Raw genomic sequence first — 13580 nt, 5'->3', positions numbered from 1 at the left:
CACGCGCAGGCGCCGATTAAGCGTGCCGAAAATAAGTAAAATTTGCGTGCATTGCAGCTAACCCTCTAAAATCGCTGCGCTGCGATTTATAAGAGCTTTTTCGAAAACGGCAATGGGGCAATTTGCGTAAATTTGCGCTACCGCGAAACTTGCCGGTCTGCATCGAAACTATAGACCCACAAACGAAAAGGGCGGCTCGAGAGCCGCCCTTCGTCAATTCCGGATGTCGGATTGAACAATCGTAACAGACCGTTGGCCTATCACATCATGTCCAGCCGCCACTTCAGGCCGCTTGGCGGCCTGAAGCACTAAAAGTGCATGGGCGAAGCTTTATGAACATTCCTGTGATTAGGCCGTTGGCCTATCACATCATGTCCATGCCGCCCATGCCGCCCATGCCGCCCGGCATGCCGCCAGGGGCATCCTTCTTCGGCAGTTCGGCGATCATGGCTTCGGTGGTGATCAGCAGCGAAGCAACTGAAGCTGCGTCCTGCAGAGCCGTGCGAACGACCTTCACCGGGTCGACGATGCCCATGGCGATCATGTCGCCGTAGACGCTCGTCTGAGCGTTGTAGCCCCAGTTGTCTTCGTTCTTGTCGAGGATCTTGCCGACGACGATCGAAGCTTCGTCACCAGCGTTTTCAGCGATCTGGCGGCAAGGAGCCTGCAGAGCGCGGCGAACGATGTTGATACCAGCTTCCTGGTCGTCGTTTTCACCCTTGACGGTGATCTTGACGGAGGAGCGCAGCAGAGCCGTGCCACCGCCCGGTACGATGCCTTCCTGAACGGCAGCGCGCGTCGCGTTGAGAGCGTCGTCGATGCGGTCCTTCTTTTCCTTCACTTCGATTTCCGTCGAGCCGCCGACGCGGATAACGGCAACGCCGCCAGCGAGCTTGGCAAGGCGTTCCTGCAGCTTCTCGCGGTCGTAGTCGGAGGTGGTTTCTTCGATCTGAGCCTTGATCTGGGCAACGCGGCCTTCGATGTCGGACTTGGCACCAGCGCCGTCGACGATCGTGGTGTTTTCCTTGGAGATCGAAACCTTCTTGGAGCGGCCGAGCATGTCGAGGGTAACAGACTCGAGCTTGATGCCGAGGTCTTCGGAGATGACAGTGCCGCCCGTCAGGATGGCGATGTCTTCCAGCATGGCCTTGCGGCGGTCGCCGAAACCAGGAGCCTTGACGGCAGCGATCTTCAGGCCACCGCGCAGCTTGTTGACGACGAGCGTCGCAAGAGCTTCGCCTTCGACGTCTTCAGCGATGATGAGGAGCGGCTTGCCGGTCTGAACGACGGCTTCGAGAACCGGGAGCATGGCCTGCAGGTTCGAGAGCTTTTTCTCGTGCAGGAGGATGAACGCGTCTTCGAGGTCAGCGATCATCTTTTCCGGGTTGGTCACGAAGTAGGGGCTGAGGTAGCCGCGGTCGAACTGCATGCCTTCGACGACTTCGAGTTCGGTTTCGGCGGTCTTGGCTTCTTCAACCGTGATGACGCCTTCGTTGCCGACCTTCTGCATGGCTTCGGCAATATCGAGACCGATCTGCTTTTCGCCGTTTGCGGAGATCGTGCCGACCTGTGCGACTTCTTCCGACGTGTTGATCTTCTTGGCCTTGGCCTGGAGATCCTTGACGACTTCGGCAACGGCGAGGTCGATGCCGCGCTTCAGGTCCATCGGGTTCATGCCGGCTGCAACTGCCTTGGCGCCTTCGCGAACGATGGCCTGCGCGAGAACGGTTGCAGTCGTGGTGCCGTCACCGGCGATGTCGTTGGTCTTCGAAGCAACTTCGCGGACCATCTGGGCGCCCATGTTTTCGAACTTGTCTTCGAGTTCGATTTCCTTGGCGACGGTGACGCCGTCCTTGGTGATGCGCGGAGCGCCGAAGGACTTGTCGATAACGACGTTGCGACCCTTCGGGCCGAGCGTGACCTTCACTGCGTCAGCGAGGATGTCGACGCCACGAAGCATTTTTTCGCGGGCGCTGCGGCCGAATTTTACTTCTTTAGCTGCCATTGTTTGAACTCCTGAATTCGCGTTTTCCGGGCTTTAAGGCCCGTCAGCTTTATCGGAAAAGGGAACCGGCTAAATTAGCCGATGATGCCCATGATGTCGGCTTCCTTCATGATCAGAAGGTCTTCGCCGTTGAGCTTGACTTCGGTGCCGGACCACTTGCCGAACAGAACGCGATCGCCAACCTTGACGTCGAGTGCTACGACCTTGCCGGATTCATCGCGAGCGCCGGAACCGACGGCGACGATTTCGCCTTCCTGCGGTTTTTCCTTGGCGGTGTCCGGAATGATGATGCCACCCTTGGTCTTTTCTTCCGACTCGACGCGACGAACGACGACACGGTCATGAAGGGGGCGGAAATTGGTGCTTGCCATTGTCTAATCCCTCGATCAAATGACATTCACGGATCAGCGGGGGATCCGTATGGGCTTTGTTAGCACTCAGCCTGTAGGAGTGCTAGCGACGGTGATTTAGGGGTGGCTCCCAAACGAGTCAAGAACAGCACTGTGAATTTTTTGCGGCGCGGACCGGCTCGTGTCGAGCATGATTAACGACCAGAGCCGTCCTGCGTAGCATATCATTGCAACGGCTATCTCATTTTGACCTCGCGCCTGAGGGCTTGGCAACGCCCTTCCGGCTCGCTCCGCCAGGGTCTCCGCATGTGATTTTTGCCGCTTTCCAGCGTTGCTTCCGTTCGCTCATCGAGCCTTGTGCGGCGCAAAAACCTTGCGCGGCGCTCTTGTAATTTGCCGGCCGGTTTGCGATGTCAGCCCGTGATTTATTTGGTGCGAGGACGGCATGGGCAAACGGATCGAAAGCTTTCGCGACATCGGCGGACTTTATGATGTTGCGCTCTGCGATGTCTGGGGCGTGCTCCACAACGGCGTCAGTGCCTACGGAGAAGCCTCGATTGCCCTTGAGGCGGCCCGCGCTGAAGGTCTCACGGTGGTTCTCATCACTAACTCCCCGCGCGTTGCTCCCAAGGTGGTCGAGCAACTCCGGGCGATCGGCGTTCCCGACAGCGTTTATGATCGCATCATCACGTCGGGCGATGTCACCCGCAAGCTGATCGCCGAGGGACCGAAGAAGGTCTTCCTGCTAGGGCCGGAACGCGATATCGGCATCCTCGAAGGGCTTGATGTACAGCGTGTCGACGCCGGCGAGGCCGAAAGCATCGTCTGCACCGGCTTCTTCGATGACGAGACCGAGACGCCTGACGACTATACCGATATGCTGACCGCCTGGTCGGCCCGCAACGTGCCGCTGATCTGCGCCAATCCGGATCTCGTGGTCGAGCGTGGCCACCGGATGATCCCCTGTGCCGGCGCCATGGCCGCCTATTATGAGCGGCTCGGGGGTGAGACGCGCATCGCCGGCAAGCCGCACCAGCCGATCTATGATGCAGCGCTCGCAGCGGCCCGCGACGTGCGCGGTGAATTTCCGCTATCCCGCGTGGTCGCGATCGGCGACGGCATGCCGACCGACGTGCGCGGCGCGCTCGATTATGGCCTCGATCTCCTTTATATCAGCCATGGCATCCATGCCCGCGAATATGTCGTTGAGGGCCACACGGATGAGGCCGCTCTTGGCGCCTTCCTGGCGCGCGAGCAGGCTTCGCCGAGGTGGTGGATGCCGCGCCTTGTCTGAGGAGAGTGGCAGACGATGACTGTTTTCCATCGCAACGAGACCCGCGAGCCGCTTCCCGATACATTGAAGGGCGGTGTCGTCGCCATCGGCAATTTCGATGGCGTGCATCGTGGCCATCAGTCCGTACTCACGCGCGCACTGGAGATTGCCAGGGAACGCGGCATTCCAGCCCTCGTGCTGACCTTCGAGCCGCATCCGCGCACCATATTCAAGCCCGAACAGCCGGTCTTTCGGCTGACACCAGCACCGTTGAGGGCGCGTCTCCTGGAAGCGCTCGGCTTTAACGCCGTCATCGAATATCCCTTCGATCGTGCCTTCTCGCAGCGTTCGGCGGATGAATTCGTCCATTCGATCCTGATCGACTGGCTGCACGCTTCGGAAGTCGTCACCGGTTTCGATTTCCATTTCGGCCACGATCGCCAGGGTGGTCCGGCCTTCCTCATGAATGCCGGCAGCCACAACGGTTTCGGCGTGACGCTCATCGATGCCTTCCGCGATGAGAATACCGAAGTCATCTCGTCGAGCCGCATCCGCACGCTGCTGGCCGAAGGCGATGTCGCCCAGGCCGCCGGCTTGCTTGGATACCGCTTCACTGTCGAGGCGCCCGTCATCGGCGGCGAGAAGCTCGGCCGCACGCTCGGCTTCCCCACGGCAAACATGCAGCTTCCATCGGAAATATCGCTGAGATCGGGCATCTATGCCGTGCGCTTCCGCACGGCCGATGGTGTCATCCGTGATGCCGTCGCCAGCTACGGACGCCGCCCGACGGTAACGGACAATGGCGCGCCGCTGCTCGAGACCTTCGTCTTCGATTTCAGCGGCGACCTCTACGGCCAGGTCTGCTCCGTCTCCTTTTTCGGCTATCTCCGTCCCGAACTGAAGTTCGACGGCCTCGATCCGCTGGTCGCACAGATCCGTAAGGACGAGGAAGAGGCGCGAGCGCTGCTTGCCGGCGTCCAGCCGCTCAGTGACCTCGATCGCGTCATCGCCTTCGACTGATTTTATTCGGCATGCTGCGCGCGGAGATTGCGGCAGTGCAGTATGTTTTTGCCTTGAGCGGGTAGGAAGATGCTGCAATTCTCATATAGCTGGGTGCGAGTCGCGGCACCCATTTTTCCGAAAGGCGCACGAGATGGACAAACGCTTCGGCACGGCGGCCTGCTGGCTGCTCGTCATTCCCTACATAGGCTTGCTTTGGGTTCCCTTCTACAACAGTCACGATCCGGTGCTGTTCGGTTTCCCTTTCTTCTACTGGTACCAGCTGGCCTGGGTGCCGATCACAGCAATCCTGACGTGGATCGCCTACCGGAGCATGCGCCATGACGACTGATATCGATCCGACAGCCCTTGCCGTCTTCATCTTCTTCCTGGCGCTCGTGACCGTCATGGGCTTTGTCGCGGCGCGGTGGCGCAGGCCGAAGACCCTTGCCCATATCGACGAATGGGGCCTTGGCGGCCGCACCTTCGGTACCTGGATCACCTGGTTCCTCGTCGGCGGTGACTTTTACACCGCCTATACCGTGATCGCCGTCCCGGCCCTGGTCTACACCGTCGGCGCTTATGGCTTCTTCGCGCTGCCCTATACGATCGTCGTCTATCCCTTCGTCTTCATGGTCATGCCGCTTCTGTGGAGGCGCGCGAAAGATTACGGCTATGTCACCGCTGGCGATGTGGTGCATGGCCAGTATGGCTCGCGCGCGCTCGAATTGGCGGTCGCTCTGACAGGCGTCATCGCGACCATGCCCTATATCGCCCTGCAGCTCGTCGGCATGACGGCGGTCTTCAAGGCCTTGGGGCTCCATGGCGAACTACCGCTCGCGGTGGCCTTCATCATTCTGGCCCTTTACACCTATTCGGCCGGCCTTCGCGCGCCGGCGCTGATCGCCTTCGTCAAGGACATCATGATCTATATCGTGGTGATCGCAGCCATTGCGCTGATCCCCGCCAAGCTCGGTGGCTATGCCAATGTCTTCGCGGCAGCCGATGCGGATTTCCAGGCCAAGGGCGCGGGCAGCCTGCTGCTCGGCGGTAACCAGTATGTCGCCTATGCGACGCTGGCGCTTGGCTCGGCGCTGGCGGCTTTCATGTATCCGCATACGCTCACCGGCATCTTCGCCTCCAACAGCGGCAATACCATCCGCAAGAATGCGGTGCTGCTGCCGGCTTATACGCTGCTGCTCGGTCTTTTGGCGCTGCTCGGCTATATGGGCCATGCCGCTCACCTGAAACTCGACAGCGCCAATGATGTCGTCCCGGCGCTGTTCCAGACACTGTTCTCGAGCTGGTTTGCGGGCTTCGCCTTCGCGGCCATCGCCATCGGTGCGCTCGTTCCTGCGGCCGTGATGAGCATTGGCGCTGCCAACCTCTTCACCCGCAACTTCTGGAAGGCTTATGTCGATCCGCAGGTTTCCGATGCCGGCGAGGCGAAGGTCGCCAAGATGACCTCGCTCGTCGTCAAGGTCGGTGCGCTTCTCGTCATCATTTTCCTGCCGACGCAATTCGCGCTCGATCTGCAGCTGCTCGGCGGCATCTGGATATTGCAGACGCTGCCGGCCCTGGTCTTCGGCCTCTATACCAGGTGGTTCCGCGCGCCCGCTCTGCTAGCCGGTTGGTTCGTCGGCTTCTTCGGCGGCACCTATCTCGTCTGGGATGCCGGCTGGAAACCGCTGCACATGGTCCCGCTCGGCGAAACCGGCTTCACCGTCTATACGGGGCTGCTGGCGCTTCTCGCCAATGTCGTCGTGGCTGTCATCGTCAACGCGGTCGTGCCGGCACGGGCGGCGGCACGGGCCTGATCGAAGAGATCGTCAAATCGGCCGCGGGCGGAAACGTCCGCGGCCTTTCTATATGCCGGCTGCGTTGTTTCCTCTTCCTTTCCCTGGAAAAAACGCCTATGAACCGGCGACCATGACCCAATTTCGGCTGAGCCACTCGATACGAATTATTGGCCCGGCCTTCCGCGCGCTGTAAGCTGCCGGAAGGTCCGGGTTTTTGGCGTCTCGTTTACGAGACGCTTTCCGCCGCCGAAAAATCCCCATATGGCTGCGCCAGCTGAGGCGCAAGACGCCCGAGACACCGAGGCAATTGTCACGACTATGACCGATACCGCTGAAAAGATGGATTACTCCAAGACCCTTTACCTGCCGGAAACCGATTTTCCGATGCGCGCCGGGCTGCCGCAGAAGGAGCCGGAGCTGGTGAAGCGCTGGGAGGAGATGAACCTCTATAAGAAGCTTCGCGCCTCCGCCGCCGGCCGCGAGAAGTTCGTGCTGCACGATGGCCCGCCCTATGCCAATGGCCACATCCATATCGGCCATGCGCTCAACAAGATCCTCAAGGACGTCATCACCCGCTCTTTCCAGATGCGCGGCTATGACAGCAACTATGTTCCCGGCTGGGATTGCCACGGCCTGCCGATCGAATGGAAGATCGAGGAAAAGTACCGCGAGAAGGGCAAGAACAAGGACGAGGTTCCGGTGAACGAGTTTCGCCAGGAATGCCGCGACTTTGCCGCCGGCTGGATCAAGATCCAGTCCGAGGAGTTCAAGCGCCTCGGCATCACGGGCGATTTCGACAATCCCTATCTGACCATGAATTTCCATGCGGAATCCCGCATCGCCGGCGAACTTTTGAAGATCGCCCGCACCGGTCAGCTTTACCGCGGCTCCAAGCCGGTCATGTGGTCGGTGGTCGAGCGCACGGCGCTTGCCGAAGCCGAAGTCGAATATGCCGATGTCGAGAGCGACATGATCTGGGTGAAGTTCCCGGTGGCGGAAGGCTCGGCTCATCTCACCGGTGCCTTCGTCGTCATCTGGACGACCACACCCTGGACGATCCCCGGCAACCGCGCGATCGCCTATTCCTCGCGTGTGTCCTACGGGCTTTACGAAGTCACGGAAGCGGCCAATGATTTCGGTCCGCGCCCCGGCGAGAAGCTGATCTTCGCCGACAAGCTGGCAGAAGAATCCTTCGCCAAGGCAAAGCTGCAGTACAAGCGCCTTGGCGATGTGACCGCTGCCGATCTGGCCGCGCTCACCTGCGCGCATCCGCTTGCCTCGCTCGGCTACAGCTTCAAGGTGCCGCTGCTCGACGGTGATCACGTCACCGACGATGCCGGCACCGGCTTCGTGCACACTGCGCCGAGCCACGGCCGCGAGGACTTTGACGCCTGGATGTCGCATGCGCGCGACCTCGAAAACCGGGGCATCTCGTCCACTATCCCGTTCCCGGTCGACGATGCCGGCTTCTATACCGCCGATGCCCCGGGCTTCGAAGGCGGCCGCGTCATGGACGACAACGGCAAGAAGGGCAATGCCAACGATCTCGTCATCAAGGCGCTGATCGAGACGAACACGCTCTTTGCACGCGGCAGGATGAAGCACTCCTATCCGCATTCCTGGCGCTCGAAGAAGCCGGTGATCTTCCGCAACACGCCGCAGTGGTTCGTCTACATGGACAAGGACTTCGCGGATGGTTCGACGCTGCGCTCGCGCGCCTTGAAGGCGATCGACGACACGCGCTTCGTGCCATCAGCCGGCCAGAACCGCCTGCGCGCCATGATCGAACAGCGTCCGGATTGGGTCCTGTCGCGCCAGCGCGCCTGGGGTGTGCCGATCGCGATCTTCGTCGACGAGCAGGGCAACATCCTGCAGGATGACGGCGTCAACGCCCGCATCCTCGAGGCTTTCGAGCAGGAAGGCGCCGATGCCTGGTTTGCCGAAGGCGCGCGTGAGCGCTTCCTCGGCGAAAAAGCCAACGAGCCCTGGACGCAGGTCATGGATATCCTTGACGTGTGGTTCGATTCCGGTTCGACACACACCTTCACGCTGGAAGACCGCCCGGATCTGAAATGGCCGGCGGACGTCTATCTCGAAGGCTCCGACCAGCATCGCGGCTGGTTCCATTCGTCGCTGCTCGAAAGTGCAGCGACCCGTGGCCGCGCGCCATATGATACGGTCGTCACGCATGGCTTTACCATGGACGAGCAGGGCCGCAAGCAGTCGAAGTCGCTCGGCAATGTCGTCGCCCCGCAGGACGTGATGAAGGATGCCGGCGCCGATATCCTGCGTCTCTGGGTCATGACCACGGATTATTGGGAGGACCAGCGTCTCGGCAAGGCCATCATCCAGACCAATGTCGATGCCTATCGCAAGCTGCGCAACACCATCCGCTGGATGCTGGGCACGCTCGCGCACGACAAGGGCGAAGTGGTCGCCTATGCCGACATGCCCGAGCTGGAGCGGCTGATGCTGCATCGTCTCGCCGAGCTCGACGAGCTGGTGCGCGAAAGCTACGACGCCTTCGATTTCAAGCGCATTGCCCGCGCCTTGATCGATTTCGCCAATGTCGAGCTTTCGGCCTTCTATTTCGACGTTCGCAAGGATGCGCTCTATTGCGATGCGCCGTCGAGCCTGCGCCGCCGCGCCTCGCTCGCCGTCATTCGCACGATCTTCGATTGCATGGTGACGTGGCTGGCGCCGATGCTGCCTTTCACCACGGAAGAGGCGTGGCTGTCGCGCAATCCGTCGGCGGTCTCGGTTCATCTTGAGCAGTTCGTCACCATTCCCGCTGAATGGAAGAACGAAGCCTTGGCCGAGAAGTGGAAGAAGATCCGCGCCGTGCGCAGCGTCGTCACCGGCGCGCTGGAAATCGAACGCAAGGACAAGCGCATCGGCTCCTCGCTGGAAGCCGCCCCGGTGGTCTATATCGCCGATCCGGAGCTGCTGAAGGTGCTGGAAGGGCAGGATTTCTCCGAGATCTGCATCACCTCGGGCATCACCGTCCTCGGCAGTGAAGGTCCGACGGACGCATTCCGCCTTGATGACACCGCCAGGGTCAGCGTGGTTCCGAAGCTTGCCGAAGGCCGCAAATGCGCCCGTTCCTGGCGCATCACCACCGATGTCGGCTCCGATCCGGAATATCCGGATGTCTCGGCTCGCGATGCCGCGGCACTGCGCGAGCTGATGGCTGTCAACTGAAGAAAGTTGCCGGATGAATTGCCTTTGCGGCGTTCATCCGGTAAAAGCTGCCTGAAAATGGCCCGATTTTTACGGCAGTTGCCGTCTAATGGGGTACTGTTACGTTTATTCCGGCATGGCTGGGAAGGGTTTTCATGAGAGCGATGCATAAGGTTCGTGTCGGCGTCAGCTTGGCGGCACTTGTGGTTGGCTGTGGCGCAATGTCCGGTTGCCTGAGCAGCCCGACTTATGGCACCGACAAGACCGCCGGCGTGCAGCTCCTGGACGACCTCGGCGATATCGCCTCTGTTTCGGCCGCAACGCCGAAAGAGAAGGGCGTGAAATATCCGAACCGCCCCGGCTTGGTTGTTGGCGGCGCCAAGGACACTCTGACCGCGCCGCAGCAGTCGCTGGCAAGCAAGGACAATCCGGCCTGGCTCGAATCGCCGGAAGACGCCCGCAAGCGTCTCGCCGCAGAAGCCGACGAGAAGAAGAGCGACGTCAACTATCGCTCGCCGCTGGCCCAGGCCGACAGCAGCAGAAACCGTATGACGGAAGCGCAGCAGACGGCCGCCTATCGCGCCGCGCGGCAGGACCAGGCCGGTACCTACGATCAGCGCCGCTACCTGATCGATCCGCCGCAACAGTATCGCCAGGTCGCCGACCAGGCCGCGCTCAGCGATCTCGGCACGCCCGAGAGCAAGAAAGAAAAGAAGCGCAAGAAGGATGCGGAGGCTGCGCAGCAGACCAACAACAGCAGCTGGTGGAAGCCCTTCCAGTAAAAAGCTCTCAAAGCGGCGGCGACTGCATAATTCCTTAAATCGGAATCGATTTAAGGGAAAATTATGCAGAATTTTAAAGTGTTACAGCGTCCTTTGCGCGTATTGAAAGACGCGCGGCGCTGTAATCTGCCGCTTTTCAGTCTTCGGAGCGTTTCGCTTGAAAGAAGCCTCTGAGGATATCGGCGGATGCGGTCTCGCCGAGGCCGGAATAGACCTCCGGCGCATGATGGCAGGTCGATTGATGATAGAAGCGCACGCCGTTGTCGACGCCTCCGCCCTTCGGATCCTCGGCGCCATAGTAGAGACGGCGGATGCGCGCGAACGAAATGGCCGCGGCGCACATGGTGCAGGGCTCCAGCGTGACGTAGAGATCGGCGCCCGCGAGACGCTCCTGGCCAAGCTCCTCGCAGGCCAGGCGGATGGCGACGATTTCGGCATGAGCGGTGACGTCGTTAAGCTCTCGAGTGCGGTTGCCGGCGGTGGCGATGACCTCGCTGTCGAGCACGACAACGGCGCCGATCGGCACTTCGCCGCGCTCTCCGGCACGGCGTGCTTCGGCCAAAGCAAGCTCCATGAATTGATTTGTAGCCGCCATTCAAGTTTTTCCACTTAACCGCAAGGGCGTGACCTGATAGGAACACGCGTTAAAAATTCAGGCAAACAACAAATGACGATGAATGACAAGCCCAAGCGGCCTGGGTCTAAACCCTTTGCTGGCGATAAGAAGACGATGAAACGCGATGACGCGAAGCCGGCAAAGGCCGCAGCCGTCAAGGCGGCGGATGAAACCGTGGCAGGCGATGGAAAGGCCGAGCGCATTTCCAAGGTGATGGCGCGCGCCGGCGTGGCATCGCGCCGCGATATCGAGCGCATGATCCTGGATGGCCGCGTCCGGCTGAACGGCGTGCCGCTGGATACGCCCGTGGTCAACGTGACCCTTGCGGACAAGATCGAGGTTGACGGCGTGCCGATCCGCGGCATCGAGCGCACGCGCCTGTGGCTTTATCACAAACCTGCCGGCCTCGTGACCACCAATGCCGATCCGGAAGGGCGCCCGACCGTTTTCGACAATCTGCCGGAAGAGCTGCCGCGCGTCCTGTCGATCGGCCGCCTCGACATCAACACCGAAGGCCTGTTGCTGCTGACCAATGACGGCGGCCTGGCCCGCGTTCTGGAGCTGCCGACGACCGGCTGGTTGCGCCGCTACCGTGTCCGCGCCCATGGCGAGATCGATCAGGAAGCGCTCGACAAACTCAAGGAAGGCATTGCCGTCGACGGTGTGCTCTACGGCTCGATCGACGCGACGCTCGACCGCACGCAAGGCTCCAACGTCTGGATCACCATGGGTCTGCGTGAGGGCAAGAACCGCGAAATCAAGAACGTGCTCGGCGCGCTCGGCCTCGAGGTCAACCGCCTGATCCGCATCTCCTACGGCCCGTTCCAGCTCGGCGAGCTGCCGGAAGGCCATGTGCTTGAGGTGCGCGGCCGCACACTGCGCGATCAGCTGGGTCCGCGCCTGGTCGATGAGGCCAAGGCGAATTTCGATGCTCCGCTGTATAACGCACCGGCCGTTGCCGATGCCGAAGAGGCGGATGCCAAGCCGGCCCGCCCGGCCAAGGAAGAGCGGCCGCGTCGCGAGCGTCCCGAGGACAAGCGCGAGCGCGCCTTGAGCCGCCTCGATACAAAGCGCGATGCCAAGCGTGATGATCGCCGCGAAGGCGGCCACAAGGACGACGACCGGGCGAAGCGCCAGCCGCTCGCCCCGCGTCGCAGCGCCAATGTGTGGATGGCGCCAGGTGCCCGCCCGCTCGGCGAAAAGGCAGCCGCAAAGGCTGCCAAGAATGCAAGAACCGCTGCAAAGCGCGGCGAGGCGGAACGCCCGCAGCGCAGTGGCTTCGATCGTCCGGACGAAGGTCCCCGCGTTCGCATCAATCGCGTCGACGAAGGCGATGGCGAATGGATTCGTTCGAGCGAGGAAGCTCCGCGCAAGTCGCGTGACGACGAGGGCTTTGATCGCAAGCGTTCGCGCGGCGACCGCCCGCAAGGTGATCGTCCCGCTCGTGCGGACCGTCCGTTCGGCGACCGTCCCCGCGCGAAATCCTTCCAGGGCGAAGCCCGCTCGGAACGTTCCTTCGGGGATCGTCCGCCGCGCAGTGAACGCCCATATGGCGACAAGCCGCGCGGTGATCGTCCGTTTGGCGACAAGCCTCGTGGCGACCGGCGTCCGCGTGCCGAGGGAGACGAGCGTCCGCGCGGCACGTCTTTCGGCGGCGAGCAGCGGTCGGAACGTCCCCGCGGCGATCGCCCCCAGGGTGAGCGTCCCGCTCGCGGGGATCGTCCGTTTGGAGATCGGCCGCCCCGCGGCGATCGCCCGTTTGGTGATCGCCCACAAGGCGAACGGTCCTTCGGTGATCGGCCGGCCGGCAAGCCCTTCGGCAAGAAGCCCGGCGGCGGCAAATCCTTTGGTGGCAAGCCGGGCGGGAAGCCCGGTGGCTCGCGCGGCTTTGGCGGCAAGCCGGGTGGCGCAGGTCGTCCCTCGGGAGGCCCACGCGGCGGCTCCGGTCGCGGTGGCCCCGGCAGGGGCGGCCCTAAGGGCGGCAGGGGCTGACGCGCGGTGAGGATCGTCGGCGGTGAGTTTCGCGGTCGCTCGCTTGCAACGCCGAAGTCGAACGATATTCGTCCGACGGCGGATCGCACGCGTGAAAGCCTCTTCAACATCCTGAGCCATGCCTATCCGGAAGCCATCGACGGCACCCGGATGATGGACGTCTTTGCCGGCACCGGCGCAGTCGGCCTGGAGGCAGCGTCCCGCGGCTGCCGTCATGTGCTCTTCGTCGAAAGCAGCGTCGAGGGCAGGGGTCTTCTCTGGGAAAACATCGATGCGCTCGGCCTGCATGGCCGCACGCGCATGCTGCGGCGGGATGCGACAGATCTCGGCAGCGTCGGCAATCTCGAGCCTTTCGATTTTCTCTTCGCCGATCCGCCCTATGGCAAGGGACAGGGGGAGAAAGCCTTTGCAGCGGCGGCTGCCGGTGGTTGGCTGGTTCCGGGCGCGCTGGCCATCCTCGAAGAGCGTTCCGACGTGACCGTTGTCCTACCCTCGGATTTCCTGTTTCTGGAGGAACGGACCTTCGGCGATAGCAAGATGCATTTCTTCCGTTATCAGCCGCGGATGGCATAACGGAGGAAGGG

The 13580-nt window shown here is 61.8% G+C and carries 11 protein-coding genes; 8 read left to right on the top strand and 3 right to left on the bottom strand.

Annotated features, from left to right (window positions below; all coding sequences use genetic code 11):
- Window positions 1–364 precede the first annotated feature (364 nt).
- Entirely contained in the window at window positions 365–2005 is a 1641-nt protein-coding gene (gene groL / locus FP026_RS24160; RefSeq protein ID WP_149637111.1) for a chaperonin GroEL, read from the bottom strand.
- A gap of 74 nt (window positions 2006–2079) precedes the next feature.
- Window positions 2080–2376, bottom strand: a complete 297-nt coding sequence (groES, locus tag FP026_RS24155) for a co-chaperone GroES (protein ID WP_004109735.1) — start codon at window positions 2374–2376, stop codon at window positions 2080–2082.
- A gap of 424 nt (window positions 2377–2800) precedes the next feature.
- Here groES and FP026_RS24150 point away from each other — a divergent pair, with 424 nt between their 5' ends.
- The 6 genes from FP026_RS24150 to FP026_RS24125 all read left to right on the top strand — a co-directional run bounded on the left by FP026_RS24150 (window position 2801) and on the right by FP026_RS24125 (window position 10388).
- Window positions 2801–3649 (top strand): TIGR01459 family HAD-type hydrolase, encoded by an 849-nt coding sequence (locus tag FP026_RS24150; protein ID WP_149637110.1) that lies wholly within the window; start codon window positions 2801–2803, stop codon window positions 3647–3649.
- A gap of 15 nt (window positions 3650–3664) precedes the next feature.
- Entirely contained in the window at window positions 3665–4648 is a 984-nt protein-coding gene (locus FP026_RS24145) for a bifunctional riboflavin kinase/FAD synthetase (RefSeq protein ID WP_149637109.1), read from the top strand.
- A 133-nt stretch (window positions 4649–4781) separates the two neighbouring features.
- Window positions 4782–4979, top strand: a complete 198-nt coding sequence (locus FP026_RS24140; protein WP_034488324.1) for a DUF3311 domain-containing protein — start codon at window positions 4782–4784, stop codon at window positions 4977–4979.
- A complete protein-coding gene (mctP, locus tag FP026_RS24135; protein ID WP_149637108.1) occupies window positions 4969–6444 on the top strand; it encodes a monocarboxylate uptake permease MctP in 1476 nt (491 codons plus the stop codon). The genes FP026_RS24140 and mctP overlap by 11 nt, the downstream gene beginning before the upstream one ends.
- Before the next feature lie 300 nt (window positions 6445–6744).
- Window positions 6745–9627, top strand: coding sequence for an isoleucine--tRNA ligase (gene ileS, locus FP026_RS24130; RefSeq protein ID WP_149637107.1), 2883 nt, complete (start codon window positions 6745–6747; stop codon window positions 9625–9627).
- Between the two features lie 134 nt (window positions 9628–9761).
- Complete coding sequence (locus FP026_RS24125) at window positions 9762–10388, top strand: hypothetical protein (RefSeq protein WP_149637106.1); 627 nt, start codon at window positions 9762–9764, stop codon at window positions 10386–10388.
- Between the two features lie 136 nt (window positions 10389–10524).
- Here FP026_RS24125 and FP026_RS24120 read toward each other — a convergent pair whose 3' ends face one another.
- Complete coding sequence (locus tag FP026_RS24120; RefSeq protein WP_149637105.1) at window positions 10525–10983, bottom strand: nucleoside deaminase; 459 nt, start codon at window positions 10981–10983, stop codon at window positions 10525–10527.
- A gap of 72 nt (window positions 10984–11055) precedes the next feature.
- Here FP026_RS24120 and FP026_RS24115 point away from each other — a divergent pair, with 72 nt between their 5' ends.
- A complete protein-coding gene (locus FP026_RS24115; RefSeq protein ID WP_149637104.1) occupies window positions 11056–12996 on the top strand; it encodes a pseudouridine synthase in 1941 nt (646 codons plus the stop codon).
- A 6-nt stretch (window positions 12997–13002) separates the two neighbouring features.
- The gene (rsmD, locus tag FP026_RS24110) at window positions 13003–13569 is read left to right on the top strand and encodes a 16S rRNA (guanine(966)-N(2))-methyltransferase RsmD (RefSeq protein ID WP_149637103.1); all 567 of its coding nucleotides are present in this window, start codon (window positions 13003–13005) and stop codon (window positions 13567–13569) included.
- Window positions 13570–13580 lie beyond the last annotated feature (11 nt).

It is taken from the genome of Martinezella tropici (assembly GCF_008370325.1).
Lineage (GTDB): Bacteria > Pseudomonadota > Alphaproteobacteria > Rhizobiales > Rhizobiaceae > Rhizobium > Rhizobium tropici_B.
The sequence above is the reverse complement of the archived record's forward strand: the minus strand, read 5'-3'. Positions and strand labels throughout refer to the sequence as shown.